The organism is Acidovorax sp. GW821-FHT10E03 (assembly GCF_059415205.1).
On the sequence record NZ_JBWKMU010000019.1, the window covers coordinates 43,625 to 64,918 of the forward strand.

The 21,294-nt window shown below is 60.6% G+C and carries 21 protein-coding genes and 1 pseudogene; 4 read left to right on the forward strand and 18 right to left on the reverse strand.

All coding sequences use genetic code 11. The features are described from left to right. Positions 1–32: 32 nt before the first annotated feature. The 10 genes from AC07OD_RS27105 to AC07OD_RS27150 form a co-directional block, all read right to left on the reverse strand. Complete coding sequence (locus AC07OD_RS27105; RefSeq protein ID WP_494598480.1) at positions 33–338, reverse strand: Dabb family protein; 306 nt, start codon at positions 336–338, stop codon at positions 33–35. A gap of 4 nt (positions 339–342) precedes the next feature. Beyond that, positions 343–645 carry a YciI family protein gene (locus AC07OD_RS27110; RefSeq protein ID WP_494598481.1) on the reverse strand — a complete coding sequence of 101 codons (303 nt, stop codon included), beginning with the start codon at positions 643–645 and terminating at the stop codon, positions 343–345. A gap of 90 nt (positions 646–735) precedes the next feature. Further along, positions 736–1,677: a LipP1 family hormone-sensitive lipase gene (gene lipP1 / locus AC07OD_RS27115; RefSeq protein ID WP_494598482.1), complete on the reverse strand. Its 942-nt coding sequence runs from the start codon at positions 1,675–1,677 to the stop codon at positions 736–738. A 102-nt stretch (positions 1,678–1,779) separates the two neighbouring features. Beyond that, on the reverse strand, positions 1,780–2,745 hold the full coding sequence (locus AC07OD_RS27120; protein WP_494598483.1) for a sugar ABC transporter substrate-binding protein: 966 nt from the start codon (positions 2,743–2,745) through the stop codon (positions 1,780–1,782). A 169-nt stretch (positions 2,746–2,914) separates the two neighbouring features. Continuing rightward, a complete protein-coding gene (locus AC07OD_RS27125; RefSeq protein ID WP_494598484.1) occupies positions 2,915–3,895 on the reverse strand; it encodes a sugar ABC transporter substrate-binding protein in 981 nt (326 codons plus the stop codon). Next, positions 3,892–4,905 carry an ABC transporter permease gene (locus tag AC07OD_RS27130; RefSeq protein ID WP_494598485.1) on the reverse strand — a complete coding sequence of 338 codons (1,014 nt, stop codon included), beginning with the start codon at positions 4,903–4,905 and terminating at the stop codon, positions 3,892–3,894. The genes AC07OD_RS27125 and AC07OD_RS27130 overlap by 4 nt, the downstream gene beginning before the upstream one ends. 58 nt (positions 4,906–4,963) lie before the next feature. After that, positions 4,964–5,950, reverse strand: a complete 987-nt coding sequence (locus AC07OD_RS27135; protein WP_494598486.1) for an ABC transporter permease — start codon at positions 5,948–5,950, stop codon at positions 4,964–4,966. Further along, a complete protein-coding gene (locus AC07OD_RS27140) occupies positions 5,943–7,445 on the reverse strand; it encodes a sugar ABC transporter ATP-binding protein (RefSeq protein ID WP_494598487.1) in 1,503 nt (500 codons plus the stop codon). Before AC07OD_RS27140 ends, AC07OD_RS27135 begins: the two co-directional genes overlap by 8 nt. 41 nt (positions 7,446–7,486) lie before the next feature. Next, on the reverse strand, positions 7,487–8,914 hold the full coding sequence (locus tag AC07OD_RS27145) for an amidohydrolase family protein (protein WP_494598489.1): 1,428 nt from the start codon (positions 8,912–8,914) through the stop codon (positions 7,487–7,489). Positions 8,915–8,916: 2 nt separating this feature from the next. After that, a complete protein-coding gene (locus AC07OD_RS27150) occupies positions 8,917–9,825 on the reverse strand; it encodes an intradiol ring-cleavage dioxygenase (protein WP_494598490.1) in 909 nt (302 codons plus the stop codon). 139 nt (positions 9,826–9,964) lie between these two features. Here AC07OD_RS27150 and AC07OD_RS27155 point away from each other — a divergent pair, with 139 nt between their 5' ends. Continuing rightward, positions 9,965–10,972, forward strand: a complete 1,008-nt coding sequence (locus tag AC07OD_RS27155; protein WP_494598491.1) for a LysR family transcriptional regulator — start codon at positions 9,965–9,967, stop codon at positions 10,970–10,972. Positions 10,973–11,007: 35 nt separating this feature from the next. Here the strand turns inward: AC07OD_RS27155 and AC07OD_RS27160 are convergent. Further along, a pseudogene (locus AC07OD_RS27160) lies at positions 11,008–11,130 on the reverse strand (IS481 family transposase); the annotation flags it as partial. A gap of 119 nt (positions 11,131–11,249) precedes the next feature. On the opposite strand from AC07OD_RS27160, the gene AC07OD_RS27165 reads away from it, so the two are divergent. Next, a complete protein-coding gene (locus AC07OD_RS27165; RefSeq protein ID WP_494598492.1) occupies positions 11,250–11,606 on the forward strand; it encodes a hypothetical protein in 357 nt (118 codons plus the stop codon). Between the two features lie 93 nt (positions 11,607–11,699). After that, a complete protein-coding gene (locus AC07OD_RS27170; RefSeq protein WP_494598493.1) occupies positions 11,700–12,245 on the forward strand; it encodes a hypothetical protein in 546 nt (181 codons plus the stop codon). Positions 12,246–12,435: 190 nt separating this feature from the next. Here the strand turns inward: AC07OD_RS27170 and AC07OD_RS27175 are convergent, their stop codons facing one another. From AC07OD_RS27175 to AC07OD_RS27200, 6 genes are all read right to left on the reverse strand, one after another. Then, the gene (locus AC07OD_RS27175) at positions 12,436–13,560 is read right to left on the reverse strand and encodes a hypothetical protein (protein ID WP_494598494.1); all 1,125 of its coding nucleotides are present in this window, start codon (positions 13,558–13,560) and stop codon (positions 12,436–12,438) included. Positions 13,561–13,567: 7 nt separating this feature from the next. Then, positions 13,568–13,714: a hypothetical protein gene (locus AC07OD_RS27180; protein ID WP_494598495.1), complete on the reverse strand. Its 147-nt coding sequence runs from the start codon at positions 13,712–13,714 to the stop codon at positions 13,568–13,570. 69 nt (positions 13,715–13,783) lie between these two features. Continuing rightward, positions 13,784–15,313 carry a UvrD-helicase domain-containing protein gene (locus AC07OD_RS27185; RefSeq protein ID WP_494598496.1) on the reverse strand — a complete coding sequence of 510 codons (1,530 nt, stop codon included), beginning with the start codon at positions 15,311–15,313 and terminating at the stop codon, positions 13,784–13,786. Continuing rightward, the gene (locus tag AC07OD_RS27190) at positions 15,310–16,986 is read right to left on the reverse strand and encodes an ATP-dependent nuclease (RefSeq protein WP_494598497.1); all 1,677 of its coding nucleotides are present in this window, start codon (positions 16,984–16,986) and stop codon (positions 15,310–15,312) included. Before AC07OD_RS27190 ends, AC07OD_RS27185 begins: the two co-directional genes overlap by 4 nt. A gap of 86 nt (positions 16,987–17,072) precedes the next feature. Further along, positions 17,073–17,942: a nucleotidyl transferase AbiEii/AbiGii toxin family protein gene (locus tag AC07OD_RS27195; RefSeq protein ID WP_494598498.1), complete on the reverse strand. Its 870-nt coding sequence runs from the start codon at positions 17,940–17,942 to the stop codon at positions 17,073–17,075. Continuing rightward, positions 17,930–19,003: a type IV toxin-antitoxin system AbiEi family antitoxin gene (locus AC07OD_RS27200; RefSeq protein WP_494598499.1), complete on the reverse strand. Its 1,074-nt coding sequence runs from the start codon at positions 19,001–19,003 to the stop codon at positions 17,930–17,932. The genes AC07OD_RS27195 and AC07OD_RS27200 overlap by 13 nt, the downstream gene beginning before the upstream one ends. Before the next feature lie 256 nt (positions 19,004–19,259). On the opposite strand from AC07OD_RS27200, the gene AC07OD_RS27205 reads away from it, so the two are divergent. Continuing rightward, positions 19,260–20,036: an exodeoxyribonuclease III gene (locus tag AC07OD_RS27205; protein WP_494598500.1), complete on the forward strand. Its 777-nt coding sequence runs from the start codon at positions 19,260–19,262 to the stop codon at positions 20,034–20,036. A 225-nt stretch (positions 20,037–20,261) separates the two neighbouring features. Here AC07OD_RS27205 and AC07OD_RS27210 read toward each other — a convergent pair whose 3' ends face one another. Next, positions 20,262–21,200: a ferritin-like domain-containing protein gene (locus AC07OD_RS27210; RefSeq protein ID WP_218297748.1), complete on the reverse strand. Its 939-nt coding sequence runs from the start codon at positions 21,198–21,200 to the stop codon at positions 20,262–20,264. Positions 21,201–21,294 lie beyond the last annotated feature (94 nt).

The following is a 21,294-nucleotide window of genomic DNA, read 5'->3' on the forward strand; positions in this document are numbered from 1 at the left end:
CGTGATGCAGTTTCGTGTTGTGCAACGCCGTCTCAGGCGACGACGTAGTCCACCTGGTGGCGGCTGATGCGCAGATCGCCGAGTTCGTCGCGGACCCGCAAGTGCGCTGGATGAGTGGCGTATGCGGCAAGGGATTCCCGGCTGTCGAAAAGGCTGTAGAGCACCACGTCGCAGGCGTAATCCACGCCGCTCGCATCTACTCCCACCTCCAGATGCAGCAGGCCGGGAATCTGACCGCGCAGGCCCTCGAACCTGCTGCGCAGGAATTCGATGGCATTCGCCTTCTCCTGCGGGGACTCGCCCCGCAGGTTCCACATGACGATGTGCTTGATCGTCATGGGATCAGGCCGGGGGAAAGCCGACCTTCTGCGGCCACAGGTTGGTGAAGGGCAACACGGAGACGGTCTGGTACAGGCCGGCCTTGGTGAAGGGCTCGTCCGCCACCCAGCGCATGGCGGCGGCACGGTCCTCGAAGTCGATGACCAGCAAGCTGCCAATCATGGTCTTGCCGTCGTCCTCTGTCAGCGGCCCGGCAAACGCGACGCGGTCGGCCACGGCCGCAAGGTAGTCCTTGTGTTGGGGGCGCACGCGCTGGCGCAAGTCGGCCCCATCCGGGCGATCGATCAAATGGAATGCGAATATCACGATGTACTCCTGGAAAGAATGAACTCTGGGTTGATTGGCGTTTGCAGAAAGATGCGAGACATCAGGTTCGGTGTCTCCTCGGTGTATGACTCATTGGGTGCAAAGCGCCTCCCTGAGCTGGGACGCGCAGAGCTGCACAGCGACCTTCGCCTCGTCGATCACCCGTCCCATGGTGACAAATCCATGAACCTGACGTTCGAAGTTGATGAGAGAAGACGGCGTACCAGCTTCGGTCAGCTTCTGTGCGTACTGCAGCCCTTCGTCTCGAAGCGGGTCATAGCCCGCAGTAAGAATGAAGGCCGGCGGCAAGCGTGACAGATCGGCATGCATCAGAGGTGAGGCACGCCAATCCGCTTCCTGGCTTGCATCCTCAAGGTACAGGGCACAAAACCACTGCATCGTGTCGGCAGTCAAACCATATCCTTGGCCCAGCGACCTGTACGACTCGGAACCGCGTCGCGCATCGATAACCGGGTAGATCAGCAGTTGAAAGGCAAGTGACGGCTCTCCCGCATCCCGCACTGCCAAGGCCGAAACCGCTGCCAGGTTGCCCCCCGCACTGTCTCCGCCAATTGCCAGCCGAGTCGGATCGATGCCCAGCGAATCCGCATGCTCACGAACCCACCTGACAGCAGCGAGTGCGTCTTCAACTGCCGCTGGAAATCGATGCTCCGGAGCGAGCCTGTAGTCCACAGCGATCACCACACACCGTGATCCGTTCGCCAATTCCCTGCACAGCGTATCGTGCGAATCAAGGTCACCGATCACCCAACCTCCACCATGAAAGTACAGCAGCGCAGGGAGCGTCTGAGACGGATCGGAGCGCAGCGGTCGGTACAGGCGCAGGGGCACAGAACCCGCTGGCCCGGCAAATTGAAGTGAGCGCACATCAGCCACCTCTGGCGCATCGGGCTGCCAGCATCGGCGGCTCAAAAACTGGCGGCGAGCCTCACCAGGAGTCAGCGTGTGCAGAGGCACCGCGCCCTGTTGCTGCATCGCGAGCGCCAAGGCGCGATATTGAGGATTGAGCATTGACCTGATCCTTCGCTATGTGTCTCGAAGCTTGGGATTGGAATCACTCAACATGCGAACTCATGAATTCCGGCCACGGCTTCTGTCAACACAGTTGCTTGCTTACTTCGTGGCTTCTTCCCACTTGGGACAAGTTCTCTGCGCAGCAGGAACATCGAATTTCTGCAAATTGGTCTTGTCGATGAGTACGGGGTTAAAGACCAACTCCTTCATGATTGGCTCACCGCGAAGAGAGCGAATTGCCATCATCGTCCCCACACATCCCTGGAGGAAACCGCTGTAGTCACCTGTGGCCAACAACTTTCCCGCCCGAATAGCGTCGAAGGCTTCTTTGGTGCCGTTGATCCCAATCACCAGTGCTTTGCGACCTGCTCCATCAAGCGCTTCGATGGCCCCTGACGCCATCGCATCGTTTGCCGCAAGAACCGCGTCGATTTGTTGATGGCTTTGCAACAGGTTCTCCGTCACCTGAAGGGCTTGCAACCGCTGATAGTTTCCTGGCTGAGACGCGAGGAGCTTGATGCCTGGAAAGGCCTTCATCGCATCGTTGAATCCGCGGATTCGATCGGTATTGGTTGACGAGCCCTTTACGCCTTCGATGATGACGACATTGCCCTTGCCCTCCATCGCCTTGAAAAGGTAATTCGCCGTCGCTAGTCCGAGCCCGTAATCGCTGGCCCCGACGAATGCAGCAAACTGGCCCCCTTCAGTGCGCTCTCCAACAGCCACCACAGGGATCTTGGCGGTATTGATCTTCTGCGTTGCAGGAGTCATCGCCTTGTAGTCCACGGGAATGAACACGATCGCATCGGGTTTCCTGACGATGACGTCCTCCACCTGGCTCATCTGTTCCGGAATGCTGTCCGGCTTGGTCGGCACATAGTGAGTGACCTTTGCATTCATCTGCTTTGCAGCCGAATCAACACCGAGTCGAATCGATTGAAAGAAGGGATTCGTCTGGTTCTTGGTAAACACCGCAATGCGTTCCCCCCCCTGCGCGAAGCTGGATGCGGTAGCGCATGCTGCGACTGCCATCAGCGTGCAGCGGCCAATCGTCGTTGTTTTCATCTTCATCATCCGTCGGTTTTTTGAGTGAGATTGTTCGAAAGTGCTGCCACGATCACGATCACTGAGATCACCGGTTGCCCATTGCCGATGCTCGCCAGCAGGTTCATGCCGCTGAGCACGATCGAGAAGGTGGAGCTTGCATATCACGGGGTCCTCCTGGATGCTCGAGTTAGGTCTTGACCGCGTCTTCCCACTTGGGGCAACTGCGGGATTCGACAGGTGTTTCGCCTTGCTGGTAGTTGGACTTGTCGATCACTGTGGCCGGGAAGACGATCTCCTTCTGAATCGGCAGCTTGCGCAGATCGCGTACGGCCGTCATCACGGCCATGCAGCCCTGCATGAAACCGTTGTAGTCCCCTGTGGCCAACATCTTTCCGGCCTTGATGGCATCGATCGCCTCCTTGGTGCCGTTGATGCCCACCACCAACGCCTTGCGATTGGCACCATCGAGCGCTTCGATGGCACCTGCCGCCATGGCGTCGTTGGCAGCGAAAACGCCGTCAATCTTCGGGTGCGACTGCATCAGGTTCTCCATTACCTGCAGTGCCTGCAAGCGCTGGTAGTTGCCTGGCTGCGATGCGAGCAACTTGATGCCGGATGCCTCCTTGACAGCATCGTTAAGGCCCCGCACGCGGTCGATGCTCGTGAGCGCTCCCTTCACCCCCTCGAGTACCACGAGGTTGCCTTTCCCGCCCATGGCCTTGATCAAGTACCGGCCCGTCTCCAATCCCAGCTTGTAGTCACTGGCCCCCACGAATGCCACGAAGCTGCCACCGTCGCTTCGGTCCGTGACGTTCACTACTGGGATCTTTGCTCCGTTGATCTTGGCGACGGCCGGCACCATGGCCTTGTAGTCGACCGGAGTGAAGACAATGGCGTCCGGCTTCTTGACGATCACGTCCTCCACCTGGCTCATCTGTTCAGGAATGCTGTCCGGCTTGGTCGGCACATAGTGGGTGACCTTGGCGTTCAACTGCTTCGCAGCCGAATCGGCACCCAGCCGCACCGCCTGGAAGAAGGGGTTGGTCTGATTCTTGGTGAACACCGCGATGCGCTCGCCGCTCTGCGCAAGACTGGGCGCTGCGCTGCAGACTGCAATCACTGCCAGCGCGCAATGGCCAACCATCTTCATCTTCGTTTTCGTCTTCATCGCTTGTCTCCTTTACGGGTGAGGTTGTCTAAAAATACCGCTGCAACCACGATCACGCCTGTTACTACGGGCTGCCAGTTGGCATTGATCGCGAGCAGGTTCATGCCGTTGAGCACGAGGGTCAGGATGAGCGCACCGATCAGTGTTCCAAACACCGATCCCACGCCACCGAACAGGGAGGTCCCACCAATCAGCACGGCCGCGATCGCCGGCAGGGTCAGCGCTTCACCGATGTCGCCTTCGGCCGAGTTGAGCCGTGCCAGGAAAATCAGGCTGGCCAGTCCGGCCATCGCGCCGCTGACGGCATACACCAGCACGAGACGGCGCTTCACCGGCACGCCGGACAGGCGTGCGGCCTCGGGGTTGGCGCCGACCGCATAGATTTCCTGACCCCATCGGGTTCGCTGTGCGAAAACGACACCAATCAGCAGAAAGGCCATCATCAGGAACACCGGGATAGGGATTCCCAGCCAATGGCCGCTGCCCACAGCGCGGAACGCGGCCGGAAACCCGTGGATCGTCTCGCCCTTCATGAACCAGTAGGTGATGCCATGGAGAATCCAGAGCATTCCGTAAGTCGCGATGAAGGGCGGGATGCGAATCAACGTGATCAACAGGCCGTTGGCAATGCCGATCAGCAAGCCGCAGCCGAGCCCCGCAAGCACCGCCAGCGCAATCGACCCGGTGGACTTCATCAGGGTGGCGGCCAGGCACGCACTCATGGCGACGTTGGCTCCAACGGAGAGATCCAGGCCGGCCGTGAGAATGACCAGCGTCACACCGGATGCCAACAGAAACAGTAGTGCGGCCTGCCGCAGCACGTTCACGATGTTCGCTCCGGTGAGAAAGGCGTCGCTGGCCAGGCTCAGCGCGAGGCACAGCAGGCCGAGTGCCAGCAACCGGAAGACGACGCTGCGCACCGGGTCCGGCAGCGAGCTCCACAGGCCACCCGACGCATTTGGTGTCATCGCGGCAGCGGAGGATGGTGGTTGTTTCATGACGGTACTCATCGGGTGGCTCCCTGGGCGGACGCTGCCGCATCAAGTGCTTGGGGTTGAATTGCGCGGTTCATGACTGCTTTCCACGGAGCGCGTCGAACATCAGTGCGAAGATCACCAGGAATCCGATCGCCGCGACTTGGACGGCCGAAGTGACGCCCATCAGATTCAAACCGTTGCGCAGAACGCCAACTGCCAGGACTCCGATCAGGGTGCCCAACAGCCAGCCCTTTCCTTTCTCGAACGACGTACCTCCCACTGCAACAGCGGCGATGGCGTCGAACTCCATGCCAAGCGCGGCAGTGGGATGTCCCGAACTGATACGAGCCGTCAGAAGCAGCGCCCCCAGTCCCGCCATCAGTCCGCCGATGACATACACAGCCACTAGGTAAATCCGCGTGCGAACCCCCGCCAATCCCAATGCCTCACGATTGCCGCCGAGCGCAAACACATAGGCGCCAAAACGCGTGTGATAGAGCGCGATATGGAAGACCAGGTAGGCGGCAATCGCAATCCATAGCGGGGATGGCACGCCGAAGAGCGAGCCGCTGTAGAACATCTGCACGGAGTCAGGGATGCCGACCACGCTCTGCCCATCGGTCACGACCAGCGCGAGACCCTGTGCCACGCCCAGCGTGCCCAAGGTCGCAACGAAGGGAGGAATGCCCAGGCGAGCAACCAGAGTCCCATTCAACAATCCGAAGACCGCGCCGACGCCCAGTGCTGCAAGCAGTGCGAACACTACCCCGCCGGTCTTCACCGCGACCATAGCGAGCACCACGTTGGCCAGCGTGAGCACGGCGCCCATCGACAGGTCAAGGCCTTCGGTCATGATGATCAGCGTCATCGGCAATGCGATGAGCAGCAGGATGGTCGATTGCACCGCCACGTTCCTCAGATTTGCGCTCTCGAGGAAGTTGTCGGTCAACAGCGCAAATGCCACGCACAGCACTGCCAGTGTCATGAGCGCGCCGCTGGCGCTCCCGCTGCACCGCAGCCGGTGCATCAATTCGCGCACGCCGTGACCGGCATCGCGTGGAACAGTCAGTTCAGGCATGGTGCATCCCCAAGGTCAAAATGGCTTCTTCATTCATCTGGCTGCGTGTCAGATGACCAGCGACACGGCCTTCGCGCATGACGTAGGTGCGATCGCAGACATTGACAATCTCCGCCAGTTCCGAAGAAATCATCAGCACTGCGGCCCCCTTCTTCACCAGGGAATCGATAAGCGCGAAGATCTCGGCCTTCGCGCCGACGTCAATACCGCGGGTGGGCTCATCGAAGATGAAGAGCTTTGATTCCGCGCTCAGCCATTTGCCGATCACGACCTTTTGCTGATTGCCGCCCGACAGCACCTGAACGCGCCGATCAGGGCCCGGCGTGGCGATGCGCAGCCGCGCAATGAGCTCGCGCGCCTGGCGAGCTGCCTTTCCGGGCGAGAACCACCCGCCCGGAAACAGGCGTGGCAGACTGGCCAGGATCAGGTTCTCGCCCACCGAGCGAATGAGCGCGAGCCCTTCGGTTTTGCGACTTTCTGGAATAAGGGCCGCACCCAGTTGGCGCGCACGAGCAGGGCCACCGGTCTGGTGCTGGCCGAAGATCTCGATGCGGCCCGACGCGATCGGGTCCGCACCAAAGATGGCGCGTGCGACCTCGGTTCGACCGGAGCCGACGAGGCCGGCCAAGCCGACAATCTCGCCGGCCCGCACCTCCAGATCGATATCCTGAATGCCGTTGCGCGCCGTGACACCCTGCATCCGCAGCGCGAGCTCTCCAGGCGCCCGGCAGTATTCGCGTGCGTAGGACATGTCGACCTTTCGACCAACCATCAGGCTCACCAGTTCGTCCGGCTCGGTTTCGCCAGGCATGCGAAAGCCCACTTTCTTGCCGTCACGCAGCACCGTGATGCGGTCGCCCATCGAGAAGACCTCGGCCATGCGGTGGCTGATGTACACCATCGCCACGCCTTGCTGCTTGAGCTCATTGATCATGAGGAACAACTTTTCGGTCTCGTTGTCCGAGAGAGCCGCAGTCGGCTCGTCAAGCACAAGGATGCGGGCATCCTGCGACAGTGCCTTGGCAATCTCCACCATCTGCTGTTGTGCCACGCCCAGGGTGGCCACCAAGGTGTCGGGATGCAGCGTCATGCCGAGCTGGTCCATGATCACCCGTGCCTGCTGTCGCATCCGGACATGGTCGACAGCACCTGGCAGACGGCCTTTCGGCTCCCGACCGAGAAAGATGTTCTGCGCCACGCTCAGATAGGGAACGAGCGTGAACTCCTGGAAGATCACAGCGATCCCCAACTGCTGTGCATCCGCAGAGCCAGAAATCGTGACGGGCCTGCCCTGATGGAAGAATTCTCCAGCGTCGGCTTTGTGCGCACCGCACAAGACCTTCATGAGGGTGGATTTACCCGCACCGTTCTCGCCCAGAAGCATATGCACTTCACCAGGAAAGAGCTCGAACGAAACGTCATCAAGCGCTTGGACACCTGCAAAGCGCTTGCTGATGCCGCGAAGTTCTAGCAACGGAGGTTCAGTGGATGTCATTGCGTCTCCAGTTATTGAATTTCTTGTCATTGCATCCCCATTTATTGGGACGCTTTCCAGCCCACGCTGGCAGCTAAGCGGCAGCCCGACTCGCGCAGAGCCGGCAACCAACTTTCCGGATCGATCGCACAGCCCCTAGCATCGACCAGCGATCCATGTCGCTTACGCCAGCGGCCGGCCACCATCACTGAATCGATGTTGGCAAGACTGGTGTGCAGCAGCACGGCAGTGGCCGGATCGTGCACCGGCTGCATGTTGGGTTTGCGCGCATCAATCAGAATCAGGTCAGCCTGTTTGCCCGGAGTGATCGATCCGAAGCGATGGGCCAGCCCCAGCATCTGGGCACCCGCTACCGTCACCCAACGCAAGGCTTCGTGTGTCTGCACGGTGGTGGTGGGTGGTATGACAGGGCCTTGCGTTTCGGCCGCACGGCGAAAATCTGCGTTATCGAGTGCGCGCTGGTGCGCGAGCGCGATGCGGGCAGCCACCAGCATCTCGCCGGAAAAGTTGGATTCAAGATCCACACCGATCGAAGGTGTTATGCCCCGCGTGCGCAACCGGCCAGTGAGGGGGTGACCGTGGCCTTGCGTCATCTCGCCCTCGGGGGTCAGAGAGAAGCTCATCCCCAAGGCTGCAAAACGGTCGAGTTGCGCGTCGCTCAGGTCGTTGCCATGCACGATATTGACGTGCGCACCGAGCTGCCCTTCTCGGTCCAGCATTGCCCAGCCTTCGGCCGCACGGGGAGCGCCACCGCCTTGGTGCATGGAGGCAACAAGGCCGTATTCACGAGCGAGTGCAAAATCGGCCCTGGCGACGTCCAGCGTCGAATAGTGCGGCCCAAGGATGGCCATTCCCAGACTCAGCAATCCACCAGCCGAAAACCGTGGGTCAGCCTGCAGCCGCTCGATTTCGTAGCGTGGGTGGCTGACCTCCCAGTACGGTAACTGACCCGGTTTCGGGTCGGGTTTGGGGCTGCCATGAAAAAAGGCTGCACGAATTCCGCTTTGTGCCAGCGCATCGATGGCCGCATCCGTGTGTGCTGGCGTAGGATTGTTGTGACACCAGTCCACCAAGGTGGTGGTGCCGGCATTCAGCTGATTCATTGCACCGGCGTAAGTGCCGATGTGAATGTCTTCAGGCGTGAAGTGGGTGCCCAGACCCGCATGCATCCACCGAAAGTATTCGGGCAACGTCCAGTTGCTCGCCATGCCGCGCAGCGCAGTTTGCCAAGTGTGCATGTGAGCATTGATGAGCCCCGGGAAGACGATGTACCCGCTCGCATCGATCGTCTCACCCGAGCCAAACCCAGGCAAACTAGACGCAGCCGGGCCCACAAAGGTGAACTGATCACCCTCGATCTCCACCGCGGCATCGTTGAGCACACCGATTCGCTCATCCATCGAGACCACGGTGGCCCCGACAATGCGCATGCGGCGGCCGGCACCAGGTGCCACAGACATTGACTGCATGGTCAGGCCGTAGTGACGTGCTCGCCTGTGGCTTTGGGGACCAAAACGGTCTGCACAGGGTTCAACACGAACCGGAAATCAAGCGTATAGAACGGCACTTCGCTGTGCGTGCCGTCAGGGGCGGCCCCAGGCGCATGCATGATCCAGTCAGCGATGAGCGAGGAGCGCACACCAAACACTGCGTCCGAGTCGAGATAGCGATCACCGTTGCGAAACACGTGCGTGATCAGCCGCTCGTAGCCTGGCGCGGTAATCATGAAGTGAAGGTGAGCGGGTCGCCACGGATGACGGCCGAGAGCCTCCAGCATCTTGCCAACAGGGCCGTCGTGCGGGATGGGATATGCCTCCGCGCGAATGGTCTTGAAGTGAAAATTGCCTTCAGCGTCAGCTTCGAGCGTGGCACGTGCACGGTGAGGCGTCCCTTGACCGTATTGCACGTCGTAGAAACCCGCCTCGTCCGCCTGCCACACTTGCAGCTCCGCCTGCGGCACGGGACTCCCATCTAGGCCAACCACCGAACCACGCACGAAACAAGGCTCCCCTCCTGCGCCGTTGGCGACATCGCCACCCAGTTCTACACGCGGAGAGGTCTCCACATGAAAGGGGCCGAAAACGGTGGCCTCGGTGCAACCCATTGGCTTCTTGTTGTTCAGCGCAGTCACCAGCATCGACAGCCCCAGCGTGTCTGACAGCAGGATGAACTCCTGTCGCGTAGCGCTGGTGATATGACCGACCTTGGTCAGGAAATCAATGCCCTGAAACCACTCATCTTCAGTCAGAGCGACATCGCGCGCGAACGAGTGCAGGTGCTGCACCAGACTAGTCATGATCTCGCGCAGCCGGGCATTTTCTGCATTCGCATGCATGCCGATCACGGCGCGCGTGATGTTGTCTTCATCGAGGTTTCGCATTCTTGTCTCCGGCGATCTTGCTGTTGCCGTTAATTTATACGATTGATAAAATAACAATAGCTACCGCTAGTGGAAACCGCCTTTCCGCTAGCCGAGAAAGCAAGGGTTTTCCCGAAATTTCAAGCGCATGGGAGACAAAATGGATCGCTGGACGGAAATGGAATTGCTCGTTCAAACAGCGGAGCTGGGCAGCATGTCGCGGGCGGCGGCGGCTCTCGGACTATCGAACGCAGCGGCCAGCAGGCACCTGGTCTCTCTGGAAAGCCGGATCGGCGCCCGGCTCATGCAGCGCAGTACGCGCGGTCTTGCGTTGACAGAGGTGGGCAAGAGCTTCTACGAAAGTTGCAAAAACGTGCTCGCAGACACGAGGGAGGCAGAAGAGGCAGCTAGCGCAACCGCGCTCAACCCCACTGGCACCCTTCGCCTCACCGCGTCGCTTTCGTTTTCAGTGCACCACATCGCCCCCTTGCTGAAGGAGTACACAAGCCGATACCCGAACGTGAGGGTACACGTCGAGGTAGCGAACCGATACTACGACCTCATCGACAACAACATCGACGTAGCTGTCCGTACCCGCGAGTTTGAAAACGACTCCAACACCACGATCCGCCGCCTTGCGGCGACGCGTCGCATCCTTACAGCGACACCGGGCTACCTTGATGCATTTGGCACGCCCCAAAATATCGACGCCTTGGTAGATCGGCCACTCCTGCTCTACACCTACAGCAACAATCCGAACGACTTCACGTTTCGCCGGGGCGATGAGACCAAGTGCATCACCGTCAAAGGCCTGCTGGAGTCGAATGACGGCCAGGTACTTCGGGCGGCCGCGCTCGACGGCATGGGCATCCTCGTCCAGCCCAAGTACATCGTCTATGACGATCTGGTAGCGGGGCGGCTTGTATCAGTGCTGGACGAGTGGGACTTGCCAAGGCTCACGATCAACTTGGCCTTTCAAAGTCGACGCCATATGTCCGCGAAGGTCCGGACGTTTATTGATTTCATGGCCGAACACTTTGAGAGGATGGACTATGACCGCAAGTGGACCAGTTTTGATCTGACACCCCCATATCACTCACCGCCAGGAGTTTCCCGCATCAGCTCAACAAAGCGCGTTGTATTGCCGCCGGGAGTGACTGCGCAATAGCGAACGCAACTGAGGCGCAAGGTATCCGGCTCTCACTAGCTGTGAAGAGTCAACAGGTTGTTTCCGGTGGGATCGAGTCTGGCCATGGGCACCAAGCCGTCAATGCCACTGTGCGGCCGGTGCCAGTTGTAGTTATGCTGCCAGCTTGCCAAGCCTTTGGGAGAACTTGGCACGCGAGGCTGGAGAAATTGGCTGACCGTCCTTCGAAAAGCATCGCGTCGGTTTTCTCGACGCGCTTCAGACAGATCAAAATTTCGGCTACACAGAAGAACTTCCCATGACCAATTATTTCAAGGCCAGAGTGGTATTGCAGACCACCATCGAGCTGAACCTCGCAGCCGAAGACGAGGCTGCTGCACGCGCCGAAGCAAAGAACACTGCCCTTAAGAAATCCCCCATCGGTGCTCACATTGCACGAATAGACATCGAGGCCGATGGAGAGACGTCATATGGCATCGGCGTACGTGTCAGGCACTTTGTGTTCGGAGAAGGGACGATCACTGCGTTGGAGCGAGTCACAGGCTATGGAGAAAACCTTCAATTCCGCGCCGCCATTCAGTTCGACGACAGTGACGAGAAGCACATCCACTTGCCGATGCCCAAGGACAAGATGGAGGTACTGGGCAGCAAGTAGAAACGCCGCACGGCAGGCCGTAGTGATGGATCTAGATCACTCCATGGGCTTGAAGGTCGTTGGTTTATCAAATTCATCCATCAAGGACATCTCGTGATTCCAAATTCCGTCAAAGCGAAAATCCTACGGGCCGTCGCCGGTGGCGCAACCCTGTCGCAGGCTGGCACTACGGCCGGTATCAGCACGGCAAGCGCAAGGACGGCGTTGGGCAGCATGTGCCGCACACTGAGGCTGCGCCCCGATTCGGAAGCAATACAAGCGCAGCCTCAAAAGTACCTGGAGGCACTGCTCGAATTCGAGAGCAAGCCTCAATTCGAACTGCGCAGGGCGCTGGTGGACAAACTGGAACAGGCGCTGATGCTGCGTTCGGCCGGAGAGTTGACGCCCCAATACCTGTCGAACATCACGGCATCGCAACTTCTGGAGCGCGGCGTTACGTTGGTCGCCGTCGCAGAACTGCAAGAGTGGCTTTACAACCATGATTTGTCGCTCAAGCGCCGGCCTCCCGAAACGGAGAGCGACATCCGAGAGGCACAAAGAGCCATCGCGCTCCTCGATGCCTTCCATTTCGACACGGACATCGTGGAACAGCAGTTGGCGAACCTGGTTCAAGAGGAAGACACCGAAGTCAGTCCGTGACGATCCGGCCACCCTGCGTGTCGATCATGCAGGCCTTCAGCAGCAGCGCGAACGCTAGTGGTCAGGCGATATTTCCCGAGGCCGGTGAAACGCGGCACGGCACCAGCTTTGGCAATGCGCGGAAAAAGTATCGCTGCGTTGCGCATCCACGTGACCACAATCGAACGAATGCCGATACCCACGATGGCACTCAGAAGTTTCCGATCCGCACCTTCTCAATGGTCCGGTCGTTCGACACGAGGTACCTGCGCTCACCCTTGTGGTGGCGCCTCCAGAAATACATGCCGCCGCTGAACGCCATCTTCCAGCCCGTCCACGCGTCCCGTGAGCCCATGATCTCCAGGGTTCCGACATTGGCATGGTTCGCGAGCTGCAGCAAGCCGCCCCACAAGGCCCTGTCGTTCTCAAGCTCCTGCCCCAGCCGGTTGAGAAGGCGATGTTCCTCCTCAAAAGAGACGTTGCTGAACAGCAGGGCGAACTTCGGACGGATGGCCGCACCTTCAAGGAAGAATTCGGAGTCGGTGTAGCTCACGGTCTGCCACAGACCGCGCGCCGCCTTGTGCGAAAACCCCTGCGTCTGATCCAGGTGCTTCACCTCGATCCCGAAATGCGCGGGAACGAACCCGGCGTCCAGCAGGTGCTGCTTCGGGTACGCCAGATAGTCGATCTGCACGCGCACGCCCTCTGCCACATGGCGACCTGGCACCTCAGCGTGAAGATCGAAGTCCTCGCTCAGATGCGCCACCAGCCACGTCTTCAGCTCGACCTCAGAGCCAAACCGCTTGGTGGCCTGCAGACGTGCATCCCGCAACACCTGCCGCAAGGCAATGGCCTTCGCCGCCAGCGCATCCGCCGCTTTTGCCTCGCCGACTTCCAACGCCACAGCAGCCACACAGGCCTCCACCAGCGCATGCACCCGCTCGGTGCGGGCCTTCTCCTCGGCTCGTTCAGCCTCGATCAGGGCCATCCACGTCGGATTTCGCTGCGCGGCGGCCTGACGCCCCAGCGCAGCACACTCATCGAGCAGCACCGATCGCTGCGTCACATACGCGGTCTCGATCGATGGATCAAACTCCAGCGCACTCGCGCCCGACAGTCGTGCCTGCGCCCCCTTGGTACTCAGCGCATTGCCACGCTGCTGACCACATCGGCCGCATTGCAGGACGTAGTGCTTCGAGCCATTTCCAAACGTGCGGTGCCTGACTTCGAGCAGTTCGGGAGAACACGTGCATGCACCCTCCTGCAATTGCTGTTGCAACTGCCGCCACCGGGCTTCCACTGCCTCGCTGTCGTCCGCCGCGTAGAGATCCGACATAGGCGCGCTACTTCAAGGCGGGCTGCAGCAGGCCCATCAACTGGGGGACGAGGCGATTCATCGAAGACAAGGCAAGGACCAGGTCCGCCTCGCTTGGAGGCACCCCGTTGTACTGGTTGTTGCGCACATCGCGAACCGCGTCCGCTGGACTCATCGTCTGCTCGGTACGGGCCCTCGACCCGAGCTCCCGATCACTAAAATAGTTGCTCATCGGATCGGTCTTTCAACGAAGCTTGAACAGGGGACTGGGATTGGATGTCGAAACCACCAAGGTGAGCGACTTCTTCGCCCTGCTGAGGGCGACGTACATCTTGGATTTTGCGTACAGCGTCGACGTGAACTGCGCCTTGTCACAGGCCATCAGCATCGCATGGTCGCACTCCAGCCCCTTTGCCTTATGGATGCTGCTGAGCACCTTTTTAGGCGGAGATGGATGGGAATACGAACGCATGCGTGACACTTCCGCAAAGCCTTCGTCGGGACCTGCGAACTGACCGATGCGCACGGCATCCCGCAGCTCGGAACTGTGATCGATCTTTACGGTGTCGAAGCCCGCAGCAGCGTCCTTCACCAACGCAGTAATTTTCGCGAAGGCATCCGACACTCCCCTATGCGACGGATCGTTCAGCAGGCATCGCGCGACCGCTTGTATGTTCGCCGGCTTTCCCCTGGTAGCGCGCGCCGCCCCAGTGCGGATCTCCTGGAGAAGCTGATTGCCATGGCTGGATGGACTGAATCCTGCTGCGACACTGCCCATGAAGGTGATGACGCCCTGAGCGAGAGCCTCCGGGCTACCTTGACCGTTCCGCAGTGTTTGCATAAGCACACCCAAGGCATCGCGCGTATGCCCTTCCCAGATGGGAACTTTTCGACCCCAGAAAGCGCGAAGTGCCGTCACCAAGTCGTTCTGCGACGCGAGGATCATCAGCTGCGGGCTGTCTTTCAGCATCTTGTCGATCGGCTTTCTGTCTTCACCCGACAGCTGATAGATCGTTCGCATCTGGGACGTGTTGTTCCCGACAAGAACCCTGACAGAGGGCGGTAGCCCAGCAGTCAGGTCGATCGGCGTTCCGCGCTCCAGCCTCTCCCGCGCCTCGATGACCCAGGCCCCCAGCAAAGGACAGCCGGTTTTCCAACGATGAGGCGTGAGTAGTTTCTCTCCTGCTCCCAGCGCCTTTAAGGCATCCCAGCGGACACGGTCCTCACGTGCAGCCTTGTCGCTTCTGCCCCCATAGAGCCGCTGCATGGGGTCACCAAAGATCCGGACCGTTGCTCCAGCAGACAGCAAGGACATGACAACGCTGTGCTGATCGACACTGGAGTCTTGGTGTTCATCGCACACGATGATCGGATAGCGTCGGGCCAGCGCACGGGCCACCATGGGCTGATGGCGCAGGAATCCTGCAACCTTGCTCGCCATGATCTCGAAGCCTTGTCCGCCATCCTGCCAAGCCCAGGATGTCAGATCGAGCGGCAGGCCCAGTGGTTTGTGGTACGCCAGCGCGATCTGCGCAATCAGGGCATCGATGGTCCTGATTTCGACACGTGACCCGACCTTCTTGGTGCGTTCCGCGAAAACGGAGCACGCGGCGTGTGTGTGCGTCAAGATGAGCAGGCGGCCATCACCGAGCCCCCCGACTACGTCTTGCGCGTACGCAGCCCCCTGATAGGTTTTTCCACAGCCTGCTGCAGCTTCAATGATCACCAGCGGCTCGGATGATCGGAGAAGCTTGGCGACGGCCTGGTCGCTCATAGATCGAGCTTCTGCAGGGCCGGACGTCCCACGGCTACCAGTACCGCGTTGATCAACGGAAGCAACTGCGGCTGGATTTCCGCCCACGCGCCTAGCGCGACCATTTTCTGGGCCAACTCCTGTCCACCGACAGTAGACTTGAACCATTGCTGGGCATGCTTCTTCCAGGCTTTGTCCTGTCCTTCAGGGGCGCCAACCTTGCTGCCGGTGGCGGCCGCAACGATCAGAGCGCGCCAGGTCTGGCCAGAGGCTTTCAGCGCCACGTCTATTGCATCGGTCGTCTTGTCTTGAAGCCCAAGGCGATCTGCCAAAGTCCGGAGTCGGTACCCGTCGAGTTCACCTTCGGCGTCCTTCAGCAGTTCGAGCAGATTTGCTTCGGGAACAGCCCCGATCACATGATCCTCGGTGCAGCCCTGCGGCCATTGGTGAAGGCGCCCTTCGAGCTTTTCCTTCAGCTTCTTCCACCGCTCCGGGGCAATGCCTTCATCGTCCGCCAGTCCGGCAAACAGCAAACCGGAAGATGCGAGCGTCTCAAGCAAATCCAAGGTCGCCCCATTGCCCTGACCATCGCAAACGCGCACCCCGTGGTCGAGCGGGTTGCCTTCGAAAGCCTTCTCCAGCAGGTACTGCAGGAAGCCGACCTCGGTGGGTCCTTCTGCGATGACGGCGACGCGCGCCAGGAACGTTTCAGGATCGCGTTTCTGCTGTGGACCGATCTTGTCCCGAGGCAGCGCACCGATGGAGCCCTGGCTGTCCAGATACCAGAGGTGTGCGTCTTCTGCACACGAGATTGCGACGGGGCTGTGCGTCGTGAGGAAGATCTGCCCCTGTTGACCGGCCAGGATGTTGATGAGCTTGCGCAGCCGGTACGGTTCCAGCCCGCGCTCGATTTCATCGATGAGCGTGACGCTTGCTTCCTTGTCCGTGGCTGATGCGATCTCAAGCGCAGCCATTCGTCTGGTACCTGCACCCCAACTGCTCAGGGGCAACGCCACCCCGTTCTTGGTCGCCATCAAGCCGATCAGCGCGCCGATGGACAGTCCCTGGCTGGTCGTGAGGCCGAGTTTCAATTCGTTGGGAAGCGCGGCACCGGCCATGCGCCCATCCAGCGACTCGATAGCTTCCTTGCCCTTGTCGTTGAGCGAGTCGTGCAAGTTGAGGCCCGCCACCTCCTTTCCGATACGCGCCCGCAACGCGTTGTCGGCCAGCAACCGATCCAGGGCGGAACCATAGACAAGGCGCAGGTCGCGATCATTGCGCTCGTCAGCGCTCATTCGGACCAGGCCGATCCGCCGGCGAACGGCAGTCGAGAAGTGGTCGAGCTCGTCGCTGGGCTGCATGACTTCCCACGCAAGCTCCAACTCCGTGGTCCCCCGTACGCGCACGCGATACACCGGCTCGCCAGGCACCGGGAGGTCGCTATCCCCGTCGGCCGATGGGGCTACCGCATCTTTTCCATTCCACGCCCATGGCCAGGCGAAGGTATTCTGCGAGCCTATCCCGGTTGCGTCGGGCAGCGACATGACAGCCTCGATGACGAATTCCTGCGCGCTGTCCCGCGCCCAGTAATCCGCTTCGGAGATGACCGCAGTGTTCGAGGGCGAGAGCAACAGCGCAATCGCTTCGAGGACCGTCGTTTTTCCAACGTCACCTCCACCCAGGATAACGTTCATTCCCTCCGCCGGCAGCCATGTCAGGGACTGGATGCCTCTGAAACGCTGAATGCTCAACTTGCGGATTTGCGCGGTTGAAGCCACTGTCACCCCCTCAGTCCCAAAGCTCTCAGCCAGGCGTCTACCTGTCCAAACGCGTCCTGCTGCCATTGATCCGCGCTACGCTCACCCAAGACCTTCGTGTCTTCCACGAATTTGCGTACGCAGGTAGGTCCGAAGCCGTCAGCCGTGTCGAACTTGTTGGCGATGTAGGTGTATCCCGCCACTCCAGACTCATGCGCCAGCAAAGGGCGGCAGTCTTCTGCAAGCGCCTCCGGCCCACCCGTGTAGTTACGGATGCAGTAGTAGATGTCATAAGCATCCTTCTGCTTGTAGCGCCCCTCGATCGCATGCCCCTTCATCGCAAGAAGCGCTGGAATCGAACAGACAGCGACCTCGACACGGTTGGTCCCGCCGTCTGGCATCGATCCGGCAATGGCGACCATCTGATAGAAGCGAAGCGCCAGGTCAGCGCCATCAGCTTTCTGTACAACAAAGTCGCTGATCAGCGGAGGCACGTTCTTCACGATCTCCGCGTCCCTGGGCATCAAGAAGTCGATCACCACATCAATGGGAGGCCCTCCATCATCTACTTGGATCTGACGCACCAGTTGGAATCGTCGGAGTTCTTTGCGTTGTTCATATCCGTGGCCCAGCAATGCTTTGACCAGATGGACGTATTCCCCGTCCCCAAGTGCAGCGGCATCCAGGCCGAGATCCACATCCAGCGTCCCAACGTGCGGCATGTCCTCATTGCCAAGCAGCAGCCATGGCACGGCACCACCTACGATGGCGAAACGCCCCTTGAAGCTGCCGAGGATCTGCCCGATTTCAACGAGTACTGATTTGACGGCCGCAGTCGTCCGGTCGTCGTACTCGCTCGCGTGTTGAGCCTCTCCAGGTGTCATTCCTGCCATTGCAACCTTTCTTGCCGAAGGTGGTCTGCCGCTTCCTGTCCGCGCTCGCCCGCCGCAGCCAAGTCCAGGTAAGTTTGGACCGGGCTTGTGCAGACCACGCCCGAAGCGGGCTGCACGGTGTCGCGGAACAGTCCTGGATCGTCCAGCACGGTCACGATCACGTTCTCACCCTTGCTGGCGCTCGAAAGCTTCAATCTCGACCGCAGGATCTCAAGACCTTCCGCGTCAGCATAGAAATAGTGAGTTCCCATTCTGCCGAAAGGCGCCAGCCACTGCGCGGCTGAGAACGACGCGAGTGCAATCTGCCCATTGCCCTCGGGCGGGCGATCCCTCAACACAGCGTCGAACGACGCGCCGTGCAGGGTGGTATAGAAAGCCTGCCGCTGGCCGGGCGGTGCCTCATAGGCTTCGCGCCATGCGTCCAAAAGCGCGTTCGGAGCGGCAAGGTACATCCCATCCTCGGCCAATTGCGCCCACTCCCGGTCCAGCAGGCCGCTCCGAACATTGCTGACATGGCCCAAGCTCACCCCGGCAACCTCGGCTAGCTCCGCTACCCGCCATCTTCTTGATGGCTCGCGAAGCAACACCTTGAGCACCTGAACCGATTTCGGCTTAAACAGCGAACGCAGTTCCCGCCGCTCCACAACGGGCCTCTTCGCGAACTGGCGCGAAAGAAAGAAAGTGCCGAAGGCCAGCCGGGCATTTCCCTCAAGATCGAGGTACGCGACGCCGAACTCTCGACACAGATCCTGCGCCTGGGACGATAAGTAGGGCGCGATCAGGATCGGCGTCACGCTGTCGGCCTGCCGCTCTACGTAGTCGCGCAGGGACAGAAGGGCCGAACGCACGTGGCGAGGCTGCCCGCTCGACTTCACCTCTGCGACCAGCTTATGCTGGTGACCAAAGGCCGTCACATCGGCAACGAGGTCGACGCCTGCATCTGGCTCGTGTCCAACGACATGGACGTCAACACTCTCGATTGCAGGCACCTCCCCCAACAGAAGGCGCAAAGCGTCTGCGGCTTGAAGCTCAGTTTTCACTGGATCGTGCGTTTTCATCAAGCGCTGAAAATAGCACTTCCAGTGAAATCATCAAGGCAGTTTCACCTGATTGTCTGTTTTCAGCAACCGTTGAAATACAATGATTAGCTGAAATTTCGCAGCTGCTTCGTTCAGCAGTGCACATTTCGCTACCCCACGCTTCGCTGGTCTACGCGCCAAACACCCCTGCCAAGCAAACTAACTTGGGGGTATCCATGGGGGTACCAAAGCATCTTAGGATAAAAAAATCCTTTTAAATCAATAGGATAAAGTCTTTATGCGTATTGCCACCTGGAACGTGAATTCCCTGTCGGTGCGCCTGCCCCAGGTGCTGGCCTGGCTGGAGGCCAATCCGGTGGATGCCCTGTGCCTGCAGGAACTCAAGCTGACCGACGACAAATTCCCGCACGACGCGCTGAAGGAGGCCGGTTACGAAGCGGTGACCTTCGGCCAGAAGACCTACAACGGCGTGGCCATCCTGAGCCGGCATCCCCTGCGGGACGTGGTGCGCAACATCCCGGGCCACACGGACGAACAGGCCCGCGTCATCGCCGCCACGGTGGACACCCCCTCCGGCGCGTTGCGGCTGGTCAACTGTTATTTCGTCAATGGACAGGCCCCCGGTACGGAAAAGTTTGCGTACAAGATGCTGTGGCTTACGGCGCTGCACCGTTGGCTGCGCGAGGAGTTGCGGGCCCACCCGCGGCTGGCGCTGCTGGGCGACTTCAACGTCGCGCCGGAAGACCGCGACTCATTCGACCCGGTGGGCCTGAAGGACACGATCCACCACACGGTGGAAGAGCGCCAGCACTTCCAGGATTTGGTTGCGCTCGGCCTGACCGATACCTTCCGCATGTTCGAGCAACCTGAAAAAACTTATTCGTGGTGGGACTACCGCATGCTCGGCTTCCAGAAGAACCGGGGCCTGCGCATCGACCACATCCTGGTGAGCGAGGCCCTGCGCCCGACGGTGACGGCGTGCGTGGTGGACCGCGCTCCGCGCAAGAACCCCCAGCCCAGCGACCATGCACCGGTGGTGCTCACGATGGCGTGACGTGTTGGCAAGGCGGCTGCGCTGCTGCCGGCGCGCCCGCAGCAATTCCACCGGCCAGGGCGCACGCCGGGCAGGCCACAACACAAAGGCTGCAAGGATTTCTCCTTGCAGCCTTTGCTCCTTTGCTGGTTCATGCAGGGCAGAAGACGCGCCATGGGCCCGCTGGGGGCCCTTGCATGCACCACGGGCCGGAGCCCGGGGTGCAGGCGGTCCGATCAGATCCGATCAGGTGTTCGAGTACGAATCGCGCAGGCCACGCACTTCATCATGGTTGCGCTGCGCCCCTTGGGACTGGCGTTCCACCAGGGCCCGTACATCAGCGGGCAGTGCCGACTTCAAGGCCTTGCGGTAGCGCGCCACGGCAGCGTCCTCGCCGCGCTCGCACTCTTGCAGCACCGCCTTGTCATCGTTGATGGACAGCGCCGACTTGACCGACACCCAGCCCCGGTGCAAAGCCCCGGCCACGGTACCGCCCGAGGCCGGCTCGCCACCCAGGCGGCGGACTTCGCTTTCCAGCTCGGTGGCGGCGGCGGCGCATTCCCGCGCATGGCGCTGGAACACCCCCTTGAGTTGCGCCGAATTGGCGCGCTCGGCACAGGCGGTGAAACCATACTCCCCGTCGCGCGCCGATTCCAGCAGATCGTTGAGAACGTCCACCGTGTCTTCGTTGTCCGCCACGTCCAGCGGAAGCTCGTTGTTGATGCGGGCGCTGGATACGCGGTCCCACGCGGCGCGGGCGGCAGGACGGGCATCCGTCCAGGCCAGGCCGTCCGAATGGCGGGCACGCCAGTCGTCCGCCAGGCGGGGTTCGACGGCCTCAAAGTCGCCTTCGTAGCGGTCTACGGAAGACCAGCCCAGTTCGTAGGCAGGGCGGTATTGGTCGTACGTGCGGCCACCCACGTAGTAGGGCTCGCGGTGGTAGCGTTCGCGCCAGTACGCGTCTTCATCCGTGGGGTTGACCGCCTCGGCGGCAGCCTTGCCAGCCAGGCCGCCGGCCACGGCGCCCGCCACACCGCCAATGGCTGCCCCCACGGGGCCGCCAAAGGCACCCGCAGCCGCCCCAGCGGCCGCCCCACCCATCGCGGCCCCCACGCCGGTGCCGACGGGATGGGCGCCCGGCTCGTTGGTCAAGGGGTCACGGTTGGCATCGTTGAAATCCGACATAGAAGCTCTCCGGTTGGTTGACAGTGAGTTCATTGTTGGATTCACCCCCGCCGCCCCGGGTCGGTCCATGGAGTGCTTGCGTGTAGGACACCGA

Excerpts from the sequence above, each read along its gene's own strand:
- AC07OD_RS27105 (WP_494598480.1), bottom strand. The coding sequence starts at position 338 with ATGACGATCAAGCACATCGTCATGTGGAACCTGCGGGGCGAGTCCCCG.
- lipP1 (WP_494598482.1), bottom strand. The coding sequence starts at position 1,677 with ATGCTCAATCCTCAATATCGCGCCTTGGCGCTCGCGATGCAGCAACAG.
- AC07OD_RS27120 (WP_494598483.1), bottom strand. The coding sequence starts at position 2,745 with ATGAAAACAACGACGATTGGCCGCTGCACGCTGATGGCAGTCGCAGCA.
- AC07OD_RS27125 (WP_494598484.1), bottom strand. The coding sequence starts at position 3,895 with ATGAAGACGAAAACGAAGATGAAGATGGTTGGCCATTGCGCGCTGGCA.
- AC07OD_RS27130 (WP_494598485.1), bottom strand. The coding sequence starts at position 4,905 with ATGAGTACCGTCATGAAACAACCACCATCCTCCGCTGCCGCGATGACA.
- AC07OD_RS27135 (WP_494598486.1), bottom strand. The coding sequence starts at position 5,950 with ATGCCTGAACTGACTGTTCCACGCGATGCCGGTCACGGCGTGCGCGAA.
- AC07OD_RS27140 (WP_494598487.1), bottom strand. The coding sequence starts at position 7,445 with ATGACATCCACTGAACCTCCGTTGCTAGAACTTCGCGGCATCAGCAAG.
- AC07OD_RS27145 (WP_494598489.1), bottom strand. The coding sequence starts at position 8,914 with ATGCAGTCAATGTCTGTGGCACCTGGTGCCGGCCGCCGCATGCGCATT.
- AC07OD_RS27150 (WP_494598490.1), bottom strand. The coding sequence starts at position 9,825 with ATGCGAAACCTCGATGAAGACAACATCACGCGCGCCGTGATCGGCATG.
- AC07OD_RS27155 (WP_494598491.1), top strand. The coding sequence starts at position 9,965 with ATGGATCGCTGGACGGAAATGGAATTGCTCGTTCAAACAGCGGAGCTG.
- AC07OD_RS27165 (WP_494598492.1), top strand. The coding sequence starts at position 11,250 with ATGACCAATTATTTCAAGGCCAGAGTGGTATTGCAGACCACCATCGAG.
- AC07OD_RS27175 (WP_494598494.1), bottom strand. The coding sequence starts at position 13,560 with ATGTCGGATCTCTACGCGGCGGACGACAGCGAGGCAGTGGAAGCCCGG.
- AC07OD_RS27180 (WP_494598495.1), bottom strand. The coding sequence starts at position 13,714 with ATGAGTCCAGCGGACGCGGTTCGCGATGTGCGCAACAACCAGTACAAC.
- AC07OD_RS27185 (WP_494598496.1), bottom strand. The coding sequence starts at position 15,313 with ATGAGCGACCAGGCCGTCGCCAAGCTTCTCCGATCATCCGAGCCGCTG.
- AC07OD_RS27190 (WP_494598497.1), bottom strand. The coding sequence starts at position 16,986 with ATGAACGTTATCCTGGGTGGAGGTGACGTTGGAAAAACGACGGTCCTC.
- AC07OD_RS27195 (WP_494598498.1), bottom strand. The coding sequence starts at position 17,942 with ATGGCAGGAATGACACCTGGAGAGGCTCAACACGCGAGCGAGTACGAC.
- AC07OD_RS27205 (WP_494598500.1), top strand. The coding sequence starts at position 19,260 with ATGCGTATTGCCACCTGGAACGTGAATTCCCTGTCGGTGCGCCTGCCC.
- AC07OD_RS27210 (WP_218297748.1), bottom strand. The coding sequence starts at position 21,200 with ATGTCGGATTTCAACGATGCCAACCGTGACCCCTTGACCAACGAGCCG.